Source organism: Wolbachia endosymbiont (group A) of Pherbina coryleti (assembly GCF_964026875.1).
GTDB lineage: Bacteria > Pseudomonadota > Alphaproteobacteria > Rickettsiales > Anaplasmataceae > Wolbachia > Wolbachia pipientis.
In genome coordinates, this window is sequence record NZ_OZ034706.1 from 1,279,857 (window position 1) to 1,300,390 (window position 20,534).

A 20,534-nucleotide genomic window follows, 5' to 3' on the forward strand; every position below is an offset into this window, starting at 1 on the left:
CTACTTGTTAGCGGGATCTATGCTAAGATACCGCGGCGGTATGACGGTTCGCGGTGGTATGACGGTTAAGTAATTCGTCATCCCGCTGCTTGTTAGCGGGATCTAGAGATACCGCGGCGGTATGACGGTTCGCGGCGGCATAGCTATCTTCAAAAATATGGTTGAATAATTGTTAATAATAGTGTATAATTATTAATATTTTTAAGCACTTTGGCTATGGCTTTATCTAAGTTTCTCGACCCTAAGCTGGATTTAACCTTTAAAAGAATCTTTGGCACTGAAAAAAATAAGAATATTCTCATACATTTTTTGAATGATATTTTAGGGTTTACCGAGATAAATACTATACAAGAAGTGGAATTCCTCAGTACTATAATGGATCCTGAAATTGCATCTGATAAACAAAGTATAGTTGATGTTCTTTGCAGGGATTCTAGTGGGGCCAGGTATGTGATTGAAATGCAGCTTACTCGCGATAAAGGCTTCGAAAAACGAGCTCAATTATATGCTGCTAAGGCTTACTCAAGGCAAGCTGATAAATCTGGTAAGTACATTGATTTAAAGAAGGTTTTCTTTATTGCTATCTCTAATTGTAATTTATTTCCTGATAAGCTTGATTATATATCCAGCCACACTATAAGAGATGAGAAAACCAATGAGCATGACTTAAAAGATTTTCAATTTGTATTTATTGAACTACCTAAATTTCCTAAGAATAAGGAAGAACAGCTAGAAAGCATAGTGGATCGTTGGTTATTTTTCTTCAAATATGCAAATGAAACTACGGAAGAAGACTTAAGGAAAATAGCAGAAAAAGCACCAATAATAAAGTTAGCCTACGATGAATTAGACAGGTTTAGCTGGAATGAAAAAGATTTAGTAGCTTACGAAGAAAGAATAATGGATCTACGCAAAGAAGAAGCCATTCTTGAATACAGACTTGACCTTGCTACTGAAAAAGGCATCCAAATTGGCGAAGAAAGAGGCATCAAAATTGGTAAAGAGGAAGGGAAAATTGAAGTCGCAAAAGCAATGCTGGCTAATAATGTTGATGTCAACACTATTGTCAAGTTTACTGGCCTTTCTATTAGTGAGATTGAAGAATTAAGTGTGAACGGTTACAGAGTAATTTCAAAGTGCATTTGCAATTGGAATGGATACATTTAATGAGAGTCCCATTTCACGGTGTTCAAATCTACTCCTTCTTGTACCATCTCCCAAAGTGGGCTCATTTCTCTCAGTCGGCCAACATTTTTAGCAACAAGATCTGCTGCGTACAAAACTTCTTCTTTAGTTGTAAATCGGCCTAGGCCGAATCTAATTGATGAATGCTCAAGGTCATGGCCATTATTTAGCGACCGTACGACATAGGAAGGCTCAAGAGACGCAGACGTGCACGCAGAACCAGAACTTACTGCTAAATCCTTGATTGCCATGATGAGAGACTCACCCTCAACATAGGGAAAGCTCAAGTTTAGGTTGCCAGGAATTCTATTTTCATAATCACCATTTAAAACGATATCAGGAAACGCTTCTTTTATCTTATTATACAAAATATCCCTTAATTCTTCCACTCTAGTTGTTTCTTTTTTCATTTCTTCTTTAGCAATACGTGCCGCTTCACCAAAACCAACTGCAAGAGGTGTTGGAACTGTTCCAGAACGCATGCCTCTTTCCTGTCCACCACCACTAATTAGTGGTATCAGCCTAACACGAGGATTCTTTCTACGTACATATAATGCGCCTATTCCCATAGGTCCATAAATTTTGTGGCTAGAGAGACTCATAAGATCAATGCACATCTCATTAACATCAATTGGAACTTTTCCAAAGCTTTGAGCTGCATCTGTATGGAAAAATATATTATGCTTTCTGCATATTTTACCAATCTCCTTTACAGGCTGAATTACTCCGATTTCATTATTTACCATCATCACTGAAACCAGGATTGTTTGATCAGTAATTGCTTCCTCAAGCTTTGATAAATCTATAATTCCGTTTTGCTTAACAGGCAAATATGTAACTTTAAAGCCTTCATTTTCCAGATGCCGACAAGAATCCAGAACACACTTATGCTCCGTGCAGACAGTGATTATATGATTTCCTTTATTTTTATAAAAGTGAGCAACGCCCTTGATTGCTGTATTATTTGACTCAGTTGCACCTGAGGTAAAGATAATTTCTTTGCTATCTGCGTTCACCAGATCAGCGATGTGTTTCCTTGCTTTTTCCACTGCTTCTTCAGCAGTCCAACCAAATGAATGGCTGCGAGAGTGTGCATTGCTGAACTCACCAAAGTAAGGTATCATCACCTCTAAAACACGGGGATCTACTTTAGTAGTAGATTGATAATCAAGAAATATTGGTAATTTTATTTTAGCATCGTGTATTTTTTTACTTTCAACATTCATAAAGCTACCACGGAGACAAAATTTACAATTATTTTATAGCATTAAAACTTAATTTTTTCAAGATATAATCTTGCATCAAGTACAAAAGTGTCATCCAAGTAGCTGACACATATAGCCTTTCTTATAATAGTCCGAATGCGATAAGATATGTGTTTATGGCTATAGCAGGCCAGTAGCATATTACGGTCTGTTCGGATTATTGTAAAAAGAGCTATAACTGTACGAACATTTATTTGCGAAAGCAGTGTGTTAAATGTTATAGCCAGTTTTGCCTCAAACACAAAGGCAGTGCCCAGACACTGGGATGACACCCTATTGGTGGCAATTGCTTCCAAATCATAATGTTTGTACAGCCATACGCGTCAAGTTAAGGAAATAAAGGTATGAAAGAGATAGAATAATAAGGTATAAGTTCTCCCAGATATACTTTTAGTGAGAGAACCAATGAATAAAATAACTTGCTTATCAAAAAAGCTCAAAGAATTTTTTAATGAAAAAGCAGAGAAAATCTCAATTACAACAAGGTTTATAAAAAGAAAGAGAAAGCTAAAAGGTTCATCATTCGTAAAAGCCATGGTCTTGGGTAATATAGGAGTTGATAATTGTAGCGTAGAAACAATGTGTCAATTACTAAACGAGGACTCGATAGATATAACAAAACAAGGTTTGGATTTTAGATTTACTGAAGAAGCAGTGGAATTTATGAAAAGGATGTATAATGAATCTGTGATTCTCTTTAAAAATATCTTGCAAGTTGATTGCAAAATCTTACAGCAATTTAATAGTGTTAAATTATTGGACAGTAGCTATATTACTCTACCTAACAGTATGGAAGAGATGTATAAAGGTTATGGTACTAGCTACAGTGGCTATGAAAGCAATACTAAGTCTGGAATAAAGTTACAATTAGTTTTCGACTACATGAATCAGATAATAGACCAACTTAATTTAACGGAGGGGGTAAGATCAGACCAGGGATATAGGAAACATTTAAGTAATATATTAAGCAATGATTTGCTAATATCTGATCTCGGTTATTTTGTGCCAAGTTCTTTTAAACAAATCAATGAAATAGGAGCTTATTTCATAAGTCGTCGATACCAACATATATGATGTAGAAACAAATCAAAAAATGGAGTTATTAGAATGTTGAGAGGATAAGTTATTTTTAGAAAACGAGGTATTGTTAGGAAAAGAAGCAAAAATTAGAGTAAGAATTATATGTCAGAAACTAACTGAAGAACAGTCTATGGGCAGAAGAAGGAAAGCTAATAGATTAGCAAGATCGCAGATCCTCTAAAAGAAATCAAAAATTGTTGAACTGGTCAATATTTATAACTAATGTTCCAGAAAATAAAATTAGTGCTGAGCAAGTATTAACGATTTACAGAGTAAGGTGGCAAATTGAGTTATTATTTAAATTGTATAAAAGCCATATCAGGCTTGATAAGCTAAAAGGAAAGCCATGCAGAGTATTATGTGAACTATATGCTAAATTGTGCGCAATTCTTATATTTCACGGCATAGTTGGTTGCACAGAAGTGAAAAAGAATACAGAACTTAGCTTAACAAAGGCATTTATTGAGCTAAAAAGGCGGGTTAGAGAGTTATTTTTAGTATTAACCAAAATTAATAGTTTAAAAGCATTTCTTAAAAAACTCACTATAACTTGGTCGCGATTTTCATTAAAAGACAAACGTAGAAGGGCTAGAGTATCCACTTTAACCTCTCTAAATTTGCTCACAATCTCTTAACTTGACGCGTATGGTTGTGCGTCACGCGCTGCCGAACACTGTATGGTTATACAAGAAAAATTAAGGCTTAAAAGGAATTTTAAGTATCAGGACTCAAGGTTTTTATTCCTTCTTAATAAAACATAAAAAGCCCCTTTACCACCATGTTTTTTCGTAGCTTGTTGGTAGTATAGAACCATATGCTGGATTTTAGTGTCATTTAACCATTTATTTAAGTTACTCTTTATAGTGTCTGTTTTGTTTGTTGCACTGCCGTATCCCGTAATTACCAATAAACATCTATTTCCTGCTCGATAATTTTTGATAATAAAATCTATCAATTTACAGTAAGCATCCTCTATATTATAGCCATGCAAATCGAGCTTATCGCTTATAAAATATTTACCCCTATCAACTTTTGATTTTGTGTTTTGGTCAAGACAAAATGATGAGTTACTATTATTGGTATTAAGAAAATTCCCTTGTAAGTCGGAGGTACCTTTATCAACCATAGACTTTATATTTACTTTATGATCAACTTTCAAAGTAACTTTTCCACATTCTATTGGCTTAACATTTTTTTGCCAATCCAACTCATTGTCCAACATAAACGCATTAATCGAATTGTATAATTTTACAACAATATCCAAACATAGTAAAATGTTGCTTATTCTATAAAAACCCGATTTTCAATAATACGATGAAATCGTCAAAAACTAATGAGAATTTTTGGCTGTATGGAAAGCACACCTGCATGTCAGCACTGAAGAATAAAAATAGGCGGTGTATAGAACTGTTAGCAACAGAAAATTTCTATAGAGAGCACAAAAAAGAAATTAGGCAATGTGTAGACAGTAAGGGCATTAAAGTTCGATTAGTAGAAAGCAAAATACTTAATGACGTTTTACCCAAAGGTGCTAACCATCAGGGAATTGCTTTAAATGTTGCCCCTATTCTTTATAACTTAAGCATTGAAGAAATAGCTGAAAGCTCGAACGATAGCTCTACTATAGTCATTTTAGATCAAGTCACTGACACGCACAATATTGGGTCGATTTTAAGAACTTCAGCTTGTTTTAATGTCGACGCATTGGTTTTACCACATAACCATTCACCAAGTGAAAATGCATCTATTGCAAAAGCAGCAAGTGGAGCATTGGATATTGTCCCACTAATATACGTTACAAATATAGTAAAAACTATGCAGTATTTAAAAAAGGTCGGTTACTGGTGTTATGGGTTTGATTGCAATACTAAAGAAAATATAGATGAAATAAAGAGTTTTGAGAAAAAAAGAGTAATTATTTTTGGTTCCGAAGAGAAAGGAATGCGGAGGTTAGTTAAAGAAAACTGTGATTATCTTTTAAAAATACCAATGTCAAATGCAATTAATAGTTTAAATGTTTCAAATGCAGCAGCAATAGGCCTATATTCTATTTATATTAAAACAAATGCCAGCGCATAGCTGTTTATAATAAAAACACTTGATAAAAATATGGTTTTATATTATAATGTGTTAAGTAATGGATAAAAGGAGTTATATTATGTCTTACATGAGAAATGAACAGGATATTCGCTCTCAAGGCGCTTACTACAGTGCTGGGCTTAGAAGTTACCTAACTAAAGTATATAATTATATGGCTTTAGCTTTAGGCGTTACAGGGCTTGTCGCGTTCCTAACGGTGTTTTCAGGTCTTTTTCAGGTAATTCATTCTAATCCAGTCCTGTTGTATACAGTAATATTTTCTCCACTTGTACTAGTGTTTTTTGTATACCCTAAAATTCTACATCTTAGTGTTCAGTCTGCATTCACCATATTTTTTGCGTTTGCAGTATTAATTGGAATGTCTTCATCCTATATTTTCATAATTTATACTGCAGAAAGTATAGCAAGAGCATTTTTCATTACATCAATCATGTTCGGCTCTATGGCTTTGTATGGTAACATCACAAAAAGAGATCTAACAAGTATGGGCTCTTTTTTGAGAATGGGAGTCTGGGGATTAATTATAGCATCTGTAGTGAATTTGTTCCTTGGAAGTGGTCCACTCGATTTTGCAATATCATTCATATCGGTAATAGTGTTTACTTTAAAAACTGCATCTGACGCTCAGAGAATCAAGGATGTTTATTACAAGTATAATGATGGTTCAGAAGCTGCTACTACTAAGCTGGCAATACTTGGTGCAACTAGTCTTTACCTAGACTTTATCAATATATTTCTCAGTTTGCTCAGGTTACTTAATAACAGGGACTAAATGTTCTCCTTTTTAAGGAGAAATGATAAAAATTCTATAGTCTTCTTTTTAATATCTTTAGTTGTGTCGATGATATGTCTTACATATGCATCGGTGCCTCTATATAGCATTTTTTGTAAAGCTACTGGGTATGGTGGCACAATAAGAAAAGTAACTAACACAACAACAAATATAACTAACCAAAAGATCAGGGTCCATTTCAATGCTGATATAATGTCCGATCTACCTTGGGAATTTAAATCAGAAACTAACTATGTTGATGTAAACATAGGAGAACAAAGTTTAGCTTTTTATTACGCAAAAAATCTATCTGATCAGCCTTCATTTGGAATGGCGGTGTATAATGTTACGCCTTTCAAAGCAGGTAAGTATTTCAATAAAATTGCATGCTTTTGTTTTGAAGAGCAAATGTTGCTACCAAAACAAAAAGCAGCTATGCCCGTATCTTTCTATATAGATCCTGAGATAATGCTTGATAGTAATACAAAAGATTTAAGTGAAATAACGCTATCATACACGTTTTTTAAGCTTAAGTAACAGAATGTTTGCAAACCGTGTCATTTCAGTAATCAATAGGGTGTCATCCGAGTAGCTGACACTGGGATGACAAGAGGTAACGCAAGAAGTCTATTGATTGTGAAAACAATAACTTTGCAAAATATTAATTGTTAGATAACATAATCAAAGTTTTTGTCTTAATATTCATCATGGTTAGAGCTATACAAATTAAAAAAACTGGGGGACCAGAAGTATTAGAATTTGTAGATAAGAGCATAGGTGAGCCAAAAGGCGAGGAAGTCTTAGTGCGTCACACAACTATCGGCTTAAATCGTTATGATTTAGAGCACAGAAAAGGTACACGCAAAATTAAAAATTTACCATCAGTGCTTGGAGTGGAAGCAGTGGGAGTTATTGAAAAGCTTGGTAAAAAAATCAGTGATGGGTTGAAGGTCGGAGATAGAGTTGGATATTGCACAGCTCCTCCAGGGGCATATTGTGAAAAGCGCATTATACACCAGAAATATCTGATAAAAATTCCAGATGACATATCTGATGAAGTTGCTGCTGCAGTGCTGTTTAAAGGTATGACAGCTCACTATTTAGTTAATCAATCTTATAAAATCAGGCCTGGTGCTTTCGTGCTAGTTCATGGGGCTAATGGTGGCTTAGGACAAATAATATGCCAATGGGCAAAGGATAAAAAAGGTGTAGTGATAGGTTCTGTAAGCTCTGATGAAAAAATGAAGATAGCTTTACAAAGTGGCTGCACATACGCAATAAACTACAATGATAAAGACTTCGTTTCTAAAATTATGGAGATTACGCAAAACAGAGGAGTAGGTGCAGTATATGACCCCATAGGTTACGCTACAAGCAAGCTCTCTTTTGAATCTTTAGGCAGGTTCGGCATATACGTTTCCTATGGGCAGATATCAGGTAACGCTCCTATTAGTTTTTCTTTACTTAGTTCACGTTCGTTATTTGCAACTGGAACCTCAATATACCATTATAAGCATGATAGATTCACATTAGTGCTTACCACAATGGAAATCTTCGAGATGATAAGAAAAAAACTTTTAACTGTACGGATCAATAAAAAATATAAATTTGATGAAATAATTCAAGCACATCGTGATATGGAAAATAGAAAAGCGAGTGGGTTAAATATTATCAAAATCTCTTAAATAAATTAGTAATTTAAACTAACCATTCATTAAGTCATATCAACTAGAACTTCACATATTTAATTCTCCTTTTGGGGGAATTAAAAGCATATAGCTAAACTGACTTAGATTTACCGACAACCGTCATCCCGCTACGTGTTAGCGGAATCTATACCGCGAATAGACTTCTTGCATAACCCAAATTAAGTAGAAAAAGGTATCATCCGAGTAACTGACACTGGTTCCTTTATGACGGTAGTAGCCCTCCTTCTCCTGTCATTCCAGTGCTCTCTTCTTGTCATCCCAGTGCCCAGACACTGGGATGGCTTTGTTGCATCACACTTTATGAGATGGTGATTTATGGTAAATTCATGTAACTATCTCAAATTTAGCCATACCAATATCAGTGAATTTATTAAGCAAATAGCATTTAGTTCTTTTTCTCGATTTATCTCAGATTTATTCCTAAAACTAAATCCGAATATTTGCTTTAATCTTGAGAAAAACCCTTCAATATAAGATCTTTTCCCATAATTTACTTCTTTTTTCCATTCTTTCATGCCATCTTCACCGTATAATTTTATTAACCTAATAGCAGCATTCCTGTTAGACATATAATCTATTTCTGGATGTTCTGCCGCATTGTTTATTGGTGGAATTTTTGTCTTTATATCATATTCGTTACACAACTTATAAAACTTGTGCCTATCACATGCTCTATCTGCATATAGTGCTTTTATGGCATGCTGAAAATCAACTTCTTTTAGCAAATCACAAGCTCCATAGTGATCAGAGTAGACACCGTTACTGTATTTTACAGCTATGGCTTTTTTGTTGTTTATATTCAACATTACGTGCAATTTTCTCGTTTGCTCATAGCCACGATATTTTCTGTCAGTGCTATTTTCCTTGCTGTGTGTTGTTGTATATACTAATTCCTGTACTGTCTATAGCAATTTCGATATCTTCCATATTATAGCTCTTTCCATAAAAGTCCGGATGTGATAGGATAAGGGTAGATGATGATAAGGAGGTTGAATGCCAGCAGCATATAGTTATGATTTAAGAAAAAAAGCAATGGAAGCGCTAGACGAAGGAGAAAGCAGAGAAACAGTGGCAGCAAGATTTAAGATTGGACGAACTACTTTATGGGAGTGGCAGCAAAGAAGAAAAGAAACAGGAGACTTTCAATCAAAAAAACTTGGAAATGGGGGTTACAATCACAAAATTACCGACTGGGATACCTTTGCCAAATTTGCCAGAGAACACGGAGGAAAGACTCTATCGGAAATGGCTAAACTTTGGAACAACGTTAGTATCCAAACGATCTATCGAGCCCTTAAAAAAATTGGATTTACGCGCAAAAAAAGACATATGGATACAAGGAAAGAAACGAAGAAAAACGTGCTGAATTTTTGAAAATTATAGCGACAAAAGAACCTAAAAACTTAGTGTATATAGATGAGTCTGGCATTGATAACACCGAAGACTACCCCTACGGATATTGCCAGAAAGGACAGCGGTTTTATGCCTTAAAATCTGGAAAGAAAACTCAACGAATCAGTATGGTTGCAGCCTTAAGTGGAAGAAAGATAGTTGTTCCGTTAACCTTTGAAGGCCACTGTAATATGGATGTTTTTAATGGATGGTTTGAGCAATTTTTGACACCGATCTTGGAACCTGGACAGACTGTCATTCTTGACAATGCTACTTTTCATAAGTCTGATAAGATTATCGAGCTTGCTAAAGGGGTTGGTGCAGAAATTTTGTATCTGCCGCCTTATTCTCCAGATTTCAACAAAATTGAGCATCATTGGTTTGCTATAAAAAACAGAGCCAGGAAAAACATTCCTCTATTCGAATCCTTTCGTCGTGCTGTTGATTCTGCCTTCCTATGACCTGTTCGGACTATTATGAGAAATGCTATACTACATAAGGCCTAATTTCCGGAAGATCAACTTTTTGGTGAACATAAGGTTTTTCGCATATTACAAGCTCTCCTCCGCATTCGCAAATATTAGGCAACTCTATTTTTACTACTTTATCCGCTTCCATTGTAGCATGAAAATTTCCTTTATGCCCAACCTGATCGCCAACATTCCTTTCGCTTTTTGGCTTGTCCTTTTTTGTTTTGTACAATTCTTTAGAGCTCGGTAGAGATGAATTTTTCGAGTTTAAACCAAGCCTTTCCTTTAATTCAGCGTTCTCTATCTTTAAAGCTTTATTTTCTGCTTTTAAGTTTTCTATCTCTGCTTTCAGTTTTTCTATTTTTTGCTGTAAATTTTTGCAAAGTTCTAAAAGGTTTACCACATTACCTCACTTTTGCTCTATGATTATCTTTTTAGATCACTTTGTCTACCTTATTCTACCACTCCGCTGAACGGATACCTTGGGTTAGCTATAGCTAACACCACAATTGTACTAACATTGTGATTTGAGAACAACCTTCACCAGAAAGGGTGTCATTCCAGTGTTAAGCACTGGAATGACGAGAGGTAACGCAAGAAGTTTACTCTTAATAAAAACCTGATGATGAATCATTATTACCAAATTTCGGCCTATTTCTGTTGCTGAAACCAGAACGAGGACGAGGAGGCCTCTTATGGTGACTTCCTCCAGGTTTTCTACTAAATGAATTATTGTAATAATTATCCCTGTCATTTGGACCATCTTTCCTTTCCTCGTTGTAAAGCTCACCTTCAAAAAACTCTCCCGTCTCTTGGTCAACCCGACGTCTTGACAACTTTGGACACCCATCTTTTTCGAAGTCAATTACTAGTGCTTTGAAAATATCATCTTGTTTAAGTACGCTCTCTATAGAATCTATATGTTCATTAGCTACTTCACTTATGTGCATTTTTCCTTTTCTGCCATTAAGAAATTCAAGCTCTACAATAGACTTCTCTATTCTTACAACCTTGACATCAACTATAGAACCTTGTTCTAGTTTTGTTATTGAATCAATCATCATACTCTTTGCAATTTCAGCTTCAGTGCCACTCGTAGCAAAAACAGAAACTTTACCATCATCTCCTATTTCAATTTTTGCATTACTTCTTTCACACACACTGCGTATATTTTTCCCCTTAGAACCTATAGCAGCAGAAATTTTGTCTTTATCTATGTAAAATGATAACATCCTTGGTGCATGGTCTTTGACATCATCACTGTGTTCTGAAATCACTGCATTCATTTTTTCTAAAATATGTAATCTTCCAGCTTTTGCCTGTTCTAAAGATTTTTCAACAATTTCAAAGCTTATACCAGAAATTTTCATGTCCATTTGTAGCGCCGTAACCCCTTCACTAGTTCCTGCTACTTTAAAGTCCATATCACCAAGATAATCTTCATCACCAAGTATATCGGAAAGTATTACATACTCGTCTTTATCTTTGATGAGACCCATAGCAATTCCAGCAACAGGGGCCTTTATTGGCACACCCGTATCCATTAAAGCAAGAGAAGTCCCACAAACTGTTGCCATAGAAGAAGAACCATCAGACTCCAAAATTTCGGACACTACTCTTATTGTATAAGGAAATTCAGACTTATCGGGTAAAACAGGATGAATTGCTTTCCAAGCAAGTTTGCCATGACCGATTTCTCTTCTTCCTGGTGCACGCGCAGCAGAAGTTTCTCCAACAGCAAATGAGGGAAAGTTATAATGCAACATGAAATGCTCACGTCTATCCCCTTCAATATCATCCACAATTTGCTCATCTTGAGTGGTGCCAAGAGCAGTAACAACCAGTGCCTGAGTATTGCCTCTTGTAAATAGTGCAGAACCGTGAGTTTTGGACAGAATATCAACTTCAACTTCTATCTGACGTATCTCATCATGCTTACGACCGTCTATCCTTACACTTTTCTTCCTAATTATTTCACGTACTAAAGATCTTTCAAAGTTTTTTACTGCATACATAATTAACTTTTCGTCTTTTCCAGTTTCTTTAAGAGTATTCAATATATTCTCTCTGATCGCTTCTAAAGCTTGAACTCGCTCTTGTTTTACTGTTTGCGAATATGCTTTTTCAAAATCTTTACCGTATTTTTCGAGCTCTTGTGTTATATCTGATGTATCAATAGGAGCAAAGCTCTTAGGTTTATTGCCAATTGTATCAGCAAACTCTTTTATGAGCTTAATGACAGGTTTAAGGTGTTCATGGCCAAATTTTATTGCATTAAAAACATTTTCTTCAGAGAGCTCTTTCACTTCTGATTCAACCATTAAAATTGAATTTTCATCACCGGACAAAAACAGATCCAAGCTGCTTGCTTTCATCTCTTGAACAGAAGGGTTGAGTATATAGTTATTATTTTCATCACAACCAACCATCACTCCAGCTATAGTAAAGTGAAAAGGAACACCAGAAATTGCAAGAGCTGCAACAGCACCAATCAATGCTGGCACTTCAGGAGGATTGACTGTATCATAAGTTAATAGATTGCACACCACACTAACTTCATCATTAAATCCTTCTGGAAATAGTGGTCTTATACTTCTATCTATTACCCTTGAGATTAAAGTTTCTCTATCAGATGGCTTGCCTTCTCTTTTAAAAAAGCCGCCAGGGATCTTACCCATGGCATAGCTTTTTGCGATAAACTGTACATTTAAAGGAAGAAAATCAACATTTTCTTCCTTCTTTTTACTTACAACAGTTACTAAAACAGAAGTATCACCGTAATTTACAACTACTGAACCATGAGCTTGGCGTGCTATTTTTCCTGTTTCTAAAGATAAGGTACGACCACCCCACTCTATAGATTTTTTTATAATTTTAAACATACTAAATTCCTCGATTATTTTCTAATGCCTAACTTCTCTATTAATTCCTGATAGGCTTCATTACCAAATTTACGCTTTATATAATTTAAGTGCTTGCGTCTTCTACCTATCAATATAAGTAAACCACGCTTAGAGTGATGGTCATGCTTGTGCACTTTAAAGTGCTCAGTTAAATTACTGATCCTCTCGGTCAAAATTGCACATTGTACAAAAGATGAACCTGTATCATCTTCTTTAATTGCATATATATTTATCAAACTCTTTTTCTTTTCGGATGTTATCGACATCTAAACCTCATTTTAAATATTAAAAACACGAATAGGTTTCACACAACCATAAATAAAATTGCAGATTGCAATAGGTACACTACCCACCACCGTACAACAAATATCATGATTCTTTAAATTACGCAAGTTATTTAATACAACTTCCTGACCTTTTCTGATTTTCCCCGCATCTTCTAGGGAAATTTCAACTTTGAACATCGATTTTAAAGCCGATTCAATGGGGATGACGAAACTTTTTGTATTACTCCCTGTCACTCCATCATCTTCTGTCATCCCACCCCCCTCTGTCATCCAAGTATAGCTCTTTCCATAAAAGTCCGGATGTGATAGGATAAGGGTAGATGATGATAAGGAGGTTGAATGCCAGCAGCATATAGTTATGATTTAAGAAAAAAAGCAATGGAAGCGCTAGACGAAGGAGAAAGCAGAGAAACAGTGGCAGCAAGATTTAAGATTGGACGAACTACTTTATGGGAGTGGCAGCAAAGAAGAAAAGAAACAGGAGACTTTCAATCAAAAAAACTTGGAAATGGGGGTTACAATCACAAAATTACCGACTGGGATACCTTTGCCAAATTTGCCAGAGAACACGGAGGAAAGACTCTATCGGAAATGGCTAAACTTTGGAACAACGTTAGTATCCAAACGATCTATCGAGCCCTTAAAAAAATTGGATTTACGCGCAAAAAAAGACATATGGATACAAGGAAAGAAACGAAGAAAAACGTGCTGAATTTTTGAAAATTATAGCGACAAAAGAACCTAAAAACTTAGTGTATATAGATGAGTCTGGCATTGATAACACCGAAGACTACCCCTACGGATATTGCCAGAAAGGACAGCGGTTTTATGCCTTAAAATCTGGAAAGAAAACTCAACGAATCAGTATGGTTGCAGCCTTAAGTGGAAGAAAGATAGTTGTTCCGTTAACCTTTGAAGGCCACTGTAATATGGATGTTTTTAATGGATGGTTTGAGCAATTTTTGACACCGATCTTGGAACCTGGACAGACTGTCATTCTTGACAATGCTACTTTTCATAAGTCTGATAAGATTATCGAGCTTGCTAAAGGGGTTGGTGCAGAAATTTTGTATCTGCCGCCTTATTCTCCAGATTTCAACAAAATTGAGCATCATTGGTTTGCTATAAAAAACAGAGCCAGGAAAAACATTCCTCTATTCGAATCCTTTCGTCGTGCTGTTGATTCTGCCTTCCTATGACCTGTTCGGACTATTATGAGAAATGCTATAGCTGACACTGGGATGGCTTTGTTGCATCGCTCTTCGGATAGTAGGTAACGCACAATAAATTTATGAAGCTATCTCAAATTTAGCCATACCAATATCAGTGAACTTATTGAGCAAATAGCATTTAGTTCCTTCTCTCTATTTGTCTCAGATTTATTCCTAAAACTAAACCCGAATGTTTGTTTCAGTCGCGAGAAAAAACTTTCTATATAAGATCTTTTTCCGTAGTTTGTTTGCCTTTTCCACCTCTTCATTCCATCTTCGCTGCATGATTTTATTAGTCTAATTGCAGCATTTCTCTCAGCCATATAGTCTAACTTTGGATGCTCTGCTGCGTTGTTTTTCGGAGGAATTTTCGTTTTTATACCATATTGATTACACAGCTTATAGAGCTTTTCTCTGTCATATGCCCTATCTGCATATAGTACTTTTATGACATACTGAAAATCGACTTCTTTTAGCAAATCACAAGCTCCATAGTGATCAGCCGTTACTGTATTTTACAGCTATGGCTTTTTTGCTGTTTGTATTCAACATTACATGCAATTTTCTTGTCTGTTCATAGCTGCGATACTTTCTATCTTCGCTATTTTCTTTGCTATGACCAGGAGTGTTGTTGTATATACTAATTCCTGTACTGTCTATAGCAATTTCGATATCTTCCATATTATTTTCTGCAATCATTGATCTTAATATTGAGTTTCTTAAACCTTCTTGATGATTGTGAATAGCTGATAACTTGCAAATTTTTCCCAATTTGCTCAAGGTATCCTGCTATAAACCCAACTGTTTGCCTCAGGCCTATTCTAAATAAACAAGTTATTATGTGCACCAAAATTACAACTTTATCGCTATAAATATTGTTGCCACCTGGTATTTTTGGACCATTCTCGTACCACTTTTCTATGGCTTCGTTGATATAATGAAAAATATTTCCTCTTTTTTCTAGAAATTTGTTATATTCGCTATGGTTACTGACCCTCATTTTTTGTGGCATATTTTTTCTTTCAAGGTTAAATGGCTATTTTATAATGAATTTTGTCAGTAGCCACCAAATTTTTTCAGTTGCTATGCAACAAAGCCATCCCAGTGTCAAGCACTGGGATGACATCACTTTTGCTTCAATATTCCCACATTAGCGGAGGTAAGCCCATTGCGAAAATCAGTATGTTAAGGCATGATTTTTAATAACCTCAACATCGCTAAATTCAAAAGTTTGGTTGCCTATAATTTGAAATTTCTCATTTCCCTTTCCTGCAACTAGCAGAATCATACCCTCGTTATAGGCAATATCTACGCCTTTCTCTATAGCTTCTCTCCTACCTCCTATCTCCAGTGCATCAGGGCAATGTAGCAAAATATCGTGGCGAATTTTTGCCGGATCTTCATCACGCGAATTATCATCTGTAATTATTACTTTATCTGCATACATTTGTGCTATTTTGCCCATTTCTGAACGTTTCATCTGATCGCGATTTCCACCGCATCCAAAAACTAGAATTATTTTTTTGTTGATATGCCATTTTAAAGACAATAGGGCTTGTTTAAGCGCACTTGGAGTATGAGCGTAATCCACGAATGCAAAAGGTTTCACTTTTTCCATTCTTCCTGGTGGAGAAACGAGTTTTTCTACGCATATTTCTCTGTAATTTAATCCAGATATACCAATTGCACATAGCAGATTATATGCTTGAAATTTTCCTAAAACTGGGAAAAATGTATTGTAAATTTGGTTATCAATTTTTACTGTAAGATGTTGACCATTAGGGGTTGATGTTTGCTCTAATAAAGTAATATCAGAGCCTTTTTTTCCATAAGTCACAACTTTATTACTGCGTTTTTCAGCTATTTTAAGCAATGCGCCGTATTCATCTATATCCGCATTTAAAATCGCTGTTTTTCCTTCTGGTAATACTTCGTAAAATAACCTTTTTTTAGTTTCTAAATATCCACCAAGACTTTTATGGTAATCTAAATGATCTTGCGAGAAATTAGTAAAAGCTGCAGCACTCAACTTTAATCCATGGATTCTATATTGATCAATCCCATGACTTGATGCTTCTAACACTAAGTGCTCTACGTTTTTATTATCTATATCACGTAATGCTGCGTAAAGGTCATCTGCACCTGGAGTGGTAAGACTGTTGCTATTACCTTTTCTACCATTATTGATGCATGTTCCAAGTGTTCCAATAGACGCAGCATTATAGCCAGCGTTTTGCCAGATCTGGAGGCAAAATTCTACTACTGAAGTCTTGCCATTTGTGCCTGTTACAGCAGCAACATATTTTGGCTGTTTGAATTGATAAAACCTGCTGACTATTTCGCTGTATATTTCTTGAGGGTTTGGGTGGAAGATACAGATTCCAGCATCACGCGTTGGAATGATACCAAGGCTTGAAGCTTCTGTTATGCAATCACTTGCAATTATCGCTTTAGCTCCACAAGATAATATCTGATCTATGTAAATCCTATCCCTTTCTGACACACAAACAAAAAGATAACCTTCCTTGATTTTCTTGGGATTACATGTGACGCCTTTGATTTCAATATCAAAGTTAACATCAATAATGTTATGCAGTAATTCTCTCAGTTTCATGTCCTACTTCATCGTTTTGAAAGTCTAAACATGGTAACCTTTTTAGTGCGTCATTAAGGTCAAAGATCAAATCTTCAGGATCTTCCAGTCCACAAAATATCCGTATAAAACTTCCACCATAATCTGAATTCATTACAGATCTTGACATAGATCTACGATCTATTGGTAATATCAAACTGTCGCACCCTCCCCAAGAAGCACCGATACCAAAAATTTTCATGTGATCAACCATGCAGCTTAGTTCTTCACATGAATATTCTCTACCCAATACTATACTGAATACGCCGCTTGCTCCTTTAAAGTAACTTTTCCATAATTCGTGTTGAGGATGGGAGGGAAGTGCTGGGTACAAAACTTTTTTGATTTTTAAATGTTTTTCTAGCCACTTTGCCACTTCCATTGCTGTATTTTGGTGCCTTTTTATACGTGTGTGCAGTGTTCTTAGTCCCCTATGTGCAAGGTAGCAGTCGTGCGATTGAATGGTTACCCCATAATTTTTATGGCTCTCATAAAGCAATTTAAAAGTTTCACCTTCAGCAACCATAGCTCCCATCACTAAATCTGAGTGACCGGCTAGATACTTTGTTACCGCATATAGTGCAACATCAATTCCATAATCAAGCGGCTTAAATAACAAAGGAGTGGCCCATGAATTGTCGCAAACGGTTACGATTCCACGTTCTTTAGCAACTTTTACTATATGCTCTATATTCGAAATCTCAAACGTTACAGAACCAGGAGTCTCGATCATTATCAATGAAGTATTACTCTGAATTAAATCAGTTATATCCTGTGTTGGATCATAAAAAGTTACTTCTATTCCCCTGTTTGGTAACTCATTTTCGGCAAATCTCTTGAGTCGGTAATAACTGTTATCCTGAATTAAAATATGAGAACCTGCTTTAGTGAAAGTCAAAATAGCAAAAGTAAGTGCAAATAGTCCGGAAGGAAAAATAAGCGCTTGTCCACTCCCTTCAATTTCAGCCAGTGCATTTGAAAAATAATGAACAGTGGGAGTACCAACATTACTATAGCTGTAATCTCTTGCAACATCATCGTTGATTACATCGTATATACTTTCTCCATTTGCTGCATTTAAGTAGTCCTTGTAAGTAGGGAATAATATGGTAGAAGAATGATAAACTGGCGGGTTCATAGAACCTTTATAGTCATTAAATTTTCTTCCTGCTTTAACTAATATAGACTCTTCCTTCACATTTTTATTATTTATTTTTTAAATTGTACTCATCTTGCGTATACAAGTGAAGAGAAATTGCATGTATTAGCTCTATCTCACCCTTCAATAACTCATAAATCAACTTGTGTCTTTTTAGAACGCTCATTCCAATAAAGCCGTCAGATATTAATATTAATTTAATGTGCGAAGGTAATGTTGAAGATGAAGCAAAATAATGATCAGCATGCTTTGCTGATTCATCGATAATGTTGATATCAATTACATCTATCGAATCGCGTATCTTTTCTTCTATTGTTTTAATAATATCCATAATGGTTTCTTTAAGCAACAATATGCTCCTCTTGTCATCCCAGTATCAGCTACTTGGATGACAATCGCAATTACTTATTCTCTTCTTTATTATCTATGTCTTGATAATCAGAATCTACTACTTTTTCCTCTTTATCATTTGGATTTCCTTCTGATGAAAAGCCATTTTCAGCACTATTTTGTTGAGATGCTTGATACATAGCTTCTCCAAGTTTCATAGATAATTGAGAAAGATTAGTGACTTTCTGCTGTATTGAATCAGCGTCATCAATGTTATCAGATTTACTAACTTCTTTTAATTCGTTAACTGCATTTTCAATAGCAGATCTATCTTCTGGTGAAACTTTATCACCATACTCTGTCAGAGACTTTTCTGTAGAATGGACTAAGCTATCCGCTTGATTCTTCACTTCAATAAACTTTTTGCGCTTTTCATCTTCTTGCGCTTTTTCTTCAGCTTCTTTTACCATGCGATTTATTTCATCATCAGATAAACCACCTGAAGATTGAATGCGTATTTTTTGCTCTTTTCCAGTAGCTTTATCTTTTGCAGAAACGTGTGCTATTCCATTTGCATCTATATCAAATGTCACTTCAATTTGTGGCCTTCCGCGCGGAGCAGGAGGTATCCCTTCCAAACTAAACTGACCGAGTAGCTTATTATCAACTGCCAGTTTTCTTTCACCCTGATGCACCTTAATTGTAACAGCTGTTTGGTTATCTTCTGCAGTTGAAAACACCTGAGATTTTTTGGTAGGAATTGTAGTATTACGCTCAATAAGTGGAGTGAATACTCCTCCTAGAGTTTCAATACCAAGAGAAAGTGGGGTCACATCAAGTAGTAACACATCTCTTACATCACCTTGAATGATCCCCGCCTGTATTGCAGCTCCAATTGCTACAACTTCATCAGGGTTAACTCCTCTATGTGGATCTTTGCCAAAGAATTCTTTAACTTTCTCTATGACTTTTGGCATACGAGTCATGCCACCAACAAGAACCACTTCGCCAATTTGACTAGCAGATAAACCAGCATCCTCAAGAGCTTTTTTACAAGGAGCCATAGTTCTTTCGATTAAATCATTCACTAAGCTTTCAAGTTTTGCTCTCGTTAATTTCATATTTAAGTGTTTTGGACCACTTGCATCAGCTGTAATAAACGGTAGATTTATTTCCGTTTCCATTGCACTTGATAATTCAATTTTCGCTTTTTCAGCAGCTTCTTTGATTCTTTGCATAGCCATTGGATCATTTTTCAAATCAATGCCATTACTTTTCTTGAATTCATCTAGTAAATAACTCACTACTCCATTATCAAAGTCTTCACCTCCAAGATGGGTATCACCGTTTGTTGCTTTCACTTCGAAAACTCCATCACCTATTTCAAGTATTGAAACGTCAAATGTACCACCACCAAGGTCATATACTACTATTGTGTGCCCATGTTTCTTATCAAGACCATAAGCAAGTGCTGCAGCAGTCGGTTCATTTACTATTCTGAGTACATTTAATCCGGCAATTTTTCCTGCATCTTTTGTTGCTTGACGTTGAGAGTCGTTGAAGTATGCTGGCACTGTTATCACAGCATCTTTTACTTCCTCTCCAAGATAAGCTTCTGCTGCCTCTTTCATGTTTTGTAGTATAAATGCACCAATTTGACTAGGAGAATATTCTTTATTATCAGTTGTTTTAACCCATGCATCACCACTTTTTGCTGCAAATACTTTGTATGGTACACTTAGATTTTTCATCTCAGGATCACTATATTGACGGCCTATTAATCTCTTAGTAGCAAAAAAGGTATTACTTGCATTGGTGGTTGCTTGCCTTTTTGCTGGAGCACCAATCAACCTTTCTCCTGAAGAAGTCAATGCAACTATAGATGGAGTAGTTCTTGCCCCTTCTTTATTTTCTATTACCTTTGTATCCTTGCCCTGCATTATTGCAACACAAGAATTTGTTGTTCCGAGATCTATGCCTATTGCTCTTCCCATAATGAGTACCCCATTGTAAATATTATCTGATATAAGAATATATAA

The 20,534-nt window shown here is 35.7% G+C and carries 21 protein-coding genes and 2 pseudogenes; 8 read left to right on the forward strand and 15 right to left on the reverse strand.

Annotation, left to right across the window (positions count from 1 at the left end; translation table 11 throughout):
• Positions 1-216 precede the first annotated feature (216 nt).
• On the forward strand, positions 217-1,167 hold the full coding sequence (locus AAGD87_RS06405) for an Rpn family recombination-promoting nuclease/putative transposase (RefSeq protein WP_341817512.1): 951 nt from the start codon (positions 217-219) through the stop codon (positions 1,165-1,167).
• Here the strand turns inward: AAGD87_RS06405 and AAGD87_RS06410 are convergent.
• The gene (locus AAGD87_RS06410) at positions 1,164-2,411 is read right to left on the reverse strand and encodes an IscS subfamily cysteine desulfurase (protein ID WP_341817513.1); all 1,248 of its coding nucleotides are present in this window, start codon (positions 2,409-2,411) and stop codon (positions 1,164-1,166) included. The two genes, AAGD87_RS06405 and AAGD87_RS06410, sit on opposite strands and share 4 nt — an antisense overlap.
• 41 nt (positions 2,412-2,452) lie before the next feature.
• Positions 2,453-2,746, reverse strand: coding sequence for a hypothetical protein (locus tag AAGD87_RS06415; protein WP_341817514.1), 294 nt, complete (start codon positions 2,744-2,746; stop codon positions 2,453-2,455).
• Positions 2,747-2,855: 109 nt separating this feature from the next.
• Here AAGD87_RS06415 and AAGD87_RS06420 point away from each other — a divergent pair.
• A pseudogene (locus tag AAGD87_RS06420) lies at positions 2,856-4,165 on the forward strand (IS4 family transposase).
• 86 nt (positions 4,166-4,251) lie between these two features.
• On the opposite strand, the gene AAGD87_RS06425 reads toward AAGD87_RS06420, so the two are convergent.
• Positions 4,252-4,752 carry a Smr/MutS family protein gene (locus AAGD87_RS06425; RefSeq protein WP_341817515.1) on the reverse strand — a complete coding sequence of 167 codons (501 nt, stop codon included), beginning with the start codon at positions 4,750-4,752 and terminating at the stop codon, positions 4,252-4,254.
• A 92-nt stretch (positions 4,753-4,844) separates the two neighbouring features.
• Between AAGD87_RS06425 and rlmB the strand changes: the two genes are divergently transcribed.
• The 4 genes from rlmB (at position 4,845) to AAGD87_RS06445 (ending at position 8,087) form a co-directional block, all read left to right on the forward strand.
• Positions 4,845-5,609 (forward strand): 23S rRNA (guanosine(2251)-2'-O)-methyltransferase RlmB, encoded by a 765-nt coding sequence (rlmB, locus tag AAGD87_RS06430; RefSeq protein WP_213863167.1) that lies wholly within the window; start codon positions 4,845-4,847, stop codon positions 5,607-5,609.
• Between the two features lie 79 nt (positions 5,610-5,688).
• Positions 5,689-6,402 (forward strand): Bax inhibitor-1/YccA family protein, encoded by a 714-nt coding sequence (locus tag AAGD87_RS06435; protein ID WP_182309587.1) that lies wholly within the window; start codon positions 5,689-5,691, stop codon positions 6,400-6,402.
• Positions 6,403-6,939, forward strand: coding sequence for a cytochrome c oxidase assembly protein (locus AAGD87_RS06440; protein ID WP_213863166.1), 537 nt, complete (start codon positions 6,403-6,405; stop codon positions 6,937-6,939).
• Between the two features lie 170 nt (positions 6,940-7,109).
• Complete coding sequence (locus AAGD87_RS06445; RefSeq protein ID WP_264723920.1) at positions 7,110-8,087, forward strand: quinone oxidoreductase family protein; 978 nt, start codon at positions 7,110-7,112, stop codon at positions 8,085-8,087.
• A gap of 356 nt (positions 8,088-8,443) precedes the next feature.
• Here the strand turns inward: AAGD87_RS06445 and AAGD87_RS06450 are convergent, their stop codons facing one another.
• Positions 8,444-8,917: a transposase gene (locus AAGD87_RS06450; protein ID WP_341817516.1), complete on the reverse strand. Its 474-nt coding sequence runs from the start codon at positions 8,915-8,917 to the stop codon at positions 8,444-8,446.
• Positions 8,918-9,104: 187 nt separating this feature from the next.
• On the opposite strand from AAGD87_RS06450, the gene AAGD87_RS06455 reads away from it, so the two are divergent.
• Positions 9,105-9,964, forward strand: a protein-coding gene (locus tag AAGD87_RS06455) for an IS630 family transposase (protein WP_264705388.1) whose coding sequence is annotated in 2 segments (ribosomal slippage) — positions 9,105-9,429 and positions 9,429-9,964 — 861 coding nt in all. Because the reading frame shifts where the segments join, the coding sequence is not laid out codon by codon here.
• Between the two features lie 28 nt (positions 9,965-9,992).
• On the opposite strand, the pseudogene AAGD87_RS06460 reads toward AAGD87_RS06455, so the two are convergent.
• The 4 genes and pseudogenes from AAGD87_RS06460 to AAGD87_RS06475 form a co-directional block, all read right to left on the reverse strand.
• Positions 9,993-10,376: pseudogene (locus tag AAGD87_RS06460) on the reverse strand (IS66 family transposase); the annotation flags it as partial.
• A 205-nt stretch (positions 10,377-10,581) separates the two neighbouring features.
• Positions 10,582-12,855: a polyribonucleotide nucleotidyltransferase gene (pnp, locus tag AAGD87_RS06465; RefSeq protein WP_341817517.1), complete on the reverse strand. Its 2,274-nt coding sequence runs from the start codon at positions 12,853-12,855 to the stop codon at positions 10,582-10,584.
• 14 nt (positions 12,856-12,869) lie between these two features.
• Complete coding sequence (gene rpsO, locus AAGD87_RS06470) at positions 12,870-13,142, reverse strand: 30S ribosomal protein S15 (protein WP_006279944.1); 273 nt, start codon at positions 13,140-13,142, stop codon at positions 12,870-12,872.
• Between the two features lie 12 nt (positions 13,143-13,154).
• Positions 13,155-13,415, reverse strand: coding sequence for a hypothetical protein (locus tag AAGD87_RS06475; RefSeq protein ID WP_341817518.1), 261 nt, complete (start codon positions 13,413-13,415; stop codon positions 13,155-13,157).
• 87 nt (positions 13,416-13,502) lie between these two features.
• On the opposite strand from AAGD87_RS06475, the gene AAGD87_RS06480 reads away from it, so the two are divergent.
• A protein-coding gene (locus tag AAGD87_RS06480) for an IS630 family transposase (RefSeq protein ID WP_264705388.1) occupies positions 13,503-14,362 on the forward strand; the annotation gives its coding sequence in 2 pieces (ribosomal slippage) (positions 13,503-13,827 and positions 13,827-14,362; 861 coding nt in all).
• Positions 14,363-14,460: 98 nt separating this feature from the next.
• Here the strand turns inward: AAGD87_RS06480 and AAGD87_RS06485 are convergent.
• The 7 genes from AAGD87_RS06485 to dnaK form a co-directional block, all read right to left on the reverse strand.
• Complete coding sequence (locus AAGD87_RS06485; RefSeq protein WP_338481864.1) at positions 14,461-14,853, reverse strand: transposase; 393 nt, start codon at positions 14,851-14,853, stop codon at positions 14,461-14,463.
• Positions 14,854-14,872: 19 nt separating this feature from the next.
• Positions 14,873-15,073, reverse strand: a complete 201-nt coding sequence (locus AAGD87_RS06490) for a hypothetical protein (protein ID WP_010082383.1) — start codon at positions 15,071-15,073, stop codon at positions 14,873-14,875.
• Positions 15,057-15,386, reverse strand: a complete 330-nt coding sequence (locus AAGD87_RS06495) for a transposase (protein WP_007548762.1) — start codon at positions 15,384-15,386, stop codon at positions 15,057-15,059. The genes AAGD87_RS06490 and AAGD87_RS06495 overlap by 17 nt, the downstream gene beginning before the upstream one ends.
• A gap of 165 nt (positions 15,387-15,551) precedes the next feature.
• Complete coding sequence (locus AAGD87_RS06500; RefSeq protein WP_341817519.1) at positions 15,552-16,988, reverse strand: UDP-N-acetylmuramoyl-L-alanyl-D-glutamate--2,6-diaminopimelate ligase; 1,437 nt, start codon at positions 16,986-16,988, stop codon at positions 15,552-15,554.
• Positions 16,963-18,204: a cystathionine beta-lyase gene (metC, locus tag AAGD87_RS06505; RefSeq protein ID WP_341817520.1), complete on the reverse strand. Its 1,242-nt coding sequence runs from the start codon at positions 18,202-18,204 to the stop codon at positions 16,963-16,965. The genes AAGD87_RS06500 and metC overlap by 26 nt, the downstream gene beginning before the upstream one ends.
• Before the next feature lie 7 nt (positions 18,205-18,211).
• A complete protein-coding gene (locus AAGD87_RS06510) occupies positions 18,212-18,496 on the reverse strand; it encodes a BolA family protein (protein ID WP_077188332.1) in 285 nt (94 codons plus the stop codon).
• A gap of 70 nt (positions 18,497-18,566) precedes the next feature.
• Complete coding sequence (dnaK, locus tag AAGD87_RS06515) at positions 18,567-20,489, reverse strand: molecular chaperone DnaK (RefSeq protein ID WP_012673300.1); 1,923 nt, start codon at positions 20,487-20,489, stop codon at positions 18,567-18,569.
• Between the last annotated feature and the right edge of the window lie 45 nt (positions 20,490-20,534).

What these genes read in the sequence shown, in the direction of transcription:
- AAGD87_RS06405 (WP_341817512.1), top strand. Translation starts at nt 217, where the DNA reads ATGGCTTTATCTAAGTTTCTCGACCCTAAGCTGGATTTAACCTTTAAA.
- AAGD87_RS06410 (WP_341817513.1), bottom strand. Translation starts at nt 2,411, where the DNA reads ATGAATGTTGAAAGTAAAAAAATACACGATGCTAAAATAAAATTACCA.
- AAGD87_RS06425 (WP_341817515.1), bottom strand. Translation starts at nt 4,752, where the DNA reads ATGTTGGACAATGAGTTGGATTGGCAAAAAAATGTTAAGCCAATAGAA.
- rlmB (WP_213863167.1), top strand. Translation starts at nt 4,845, where the DNA reads ATGAAATCGTCAAAAACTAATGAGAATTTTTGGCTGTATGGAAAGCAC.
- AAGD87_RS06435 (WP_182309587.1), top strand. Translation starts at nt 5,689, where the DNA reads ATGTCTTACATGAGAAATGAACAGGATATTCGCTCTCAAGGCGCTTAC.
- AAGD87_RS06440 (WP_213863166.1), top strand. Translation starts at nt 6,403, where the DNA reads ATGTTCTCCTTTTTAAGGAGAAATGATAAAAATTCTATAGTCTTCTTT.
- AAGD87_RS06445 (WP_264723920.1), top strand. Translation starts at nt 7,110, where the DNA reads ATGGTTAGAGCTATACAAATTAAAAAAACTGGGGGACCAGAAGTATTA.
- AAGD87_RS06450 (WP_341817516.1), bottom strand. Translation starts at nt 8,917, where the DNA reads ATGTTGAATATAAACAACAAAAAAGCCATAGCTGTAAAATACAGTAAC.
- pnp (WP_341817517.1), bottom strand. Translation starts at nt 12,855, where the DNA reads ATGTTTAAAATTATAAAAAAATCTATAGAGTGGGGTGGTCGTACCTTA.
- rpsO (WP_006279944.1), bottom strand. Translation starts at nt 13,142, where the DNA reads ATGTCGATAACATCCGAAAAGAAAAAGAGTTTGATAAATATATATGCA.
- AAGD87_RS06475 (WP_341817518.1), bottom strand. Translation starts at nt 13,415, where the DNA reads ATGACAGAAGATGATGGAGTGACAGGGAGTAATACAAAAAGTTTCGTC.
- AAGD87_RS06490 (WP_010082383.1), bottom strand. Translation starts at nt 15,073, where the DNA reads ATGATTGCAGAAAATAATATGGAAGATATCGAAATTGCTATAGACAGT.
- AAGD87_RS06495 (WP_007548762.1), bottom strand. Translation starts at nt 15,386, where the DNA reads ATGCCACAAAAAATGAGGGTCAGTAACCATAGCGAATATAACAAATTT.
- AAGD87_RS06500 (WP_341817519.1), bottom strand. Translation starts at nt 16,988, where the DNA reads ATGAAACTGAGAGAATTACTGCATAACATTATTGATGTTAACTTTGAT.
- AAGD87_RS06510 (WP_077188332.1), bottom strand. Translation starts at nt 18,496, where the DNA reads ATGGATATTATTAAAACAATAGAAGAAAAGATACGCGATTCGATAGAT.
- dnaK (WP_012673300.1), bottom strand. Translation starts at nt 20,489, where the DNA reads ATGGGAAGAGCAATAGGCATAGATCTCGGAACAACAAATTCTTGTGTT.